We start from the raw sequence: 540 nt of genomic DNA on the forward strand, positions 1-540 counted from the left end.
GCATCAGGATCCATCACTGCGACCGTGCCGCTGGTACTGGTTAAAGCCGAAACCCGCATCACGCTGGACACGCCCGAGGTGGTGTGTACCAACAAGCTGACCACGGGCACGCTGGAAGTGAAAAAAGGCGGAAAAATGTCAGGGGATATCCAGCACACCGGCGGGAAGTTCACCTCCAACGGTGTGCAGGTGGATAACCACAACCACGGCGGCGTCGAACGGGGCGGAAGCTGGACGGAGGGGACAAAATGACAGCCCGTTATATCGGCATGAGCCGAACCGATGGCCGGTCGCTCACCGATGAAGAGCATATCAGCCAGAGCCTGAGTGACATCCTGCGAACGCCTGTCGGTTCCCGCGTGATGCGCCGGGAATATGGCTCGCTCCTGCCTGACATGATTGACCAGCCGCAGACCCCGGCGCTTGAGCTGCAAATCATGGTCGCCTGTTACATGGCCGTGCAGAAGTGGGAGCCGCGCATCACCCTGACCTCAGTGACCACGGAACGCCATTTCAACGGGACGATGATTGTCAATCTTA

The 540-nt window shown here is 59.1% G+C and carries 2 protein-coding genes; both read left to right on the plus strand.

Going from position 1 to position 540, the window contains the following annotated elements; translation table 11 throughout:
* On the plus strand, positions 1 to 252 hold a 252-nt coding region (locus tag RE027_RS18135), incomplete at its 5' end, for a phage baseplate assembly protein V (protein WP_368809693.1).
* Positions 249 to 540, plus strand: a 292-nt coding sequence (locus RE027_RS18140; protein ID WP_368809694.1) for a GPW/gp25 family protein, incomplete at its 3' end; no start/stop codon positions are given. The genes RE027_RS18135 and RE027_RS18140, both read left to right, overlap by 4 nt.

This window comes from Kocuria sabuli (assembly GCF_040981185.1).
In the GTDB taxonomy this organism is placed as follows: domain Bacteria; phylum Actinomycetota; class Actinomycetes; order Actinomycetales; family Micrococcaceae; genus Kocuria; species Kocuria sabuli.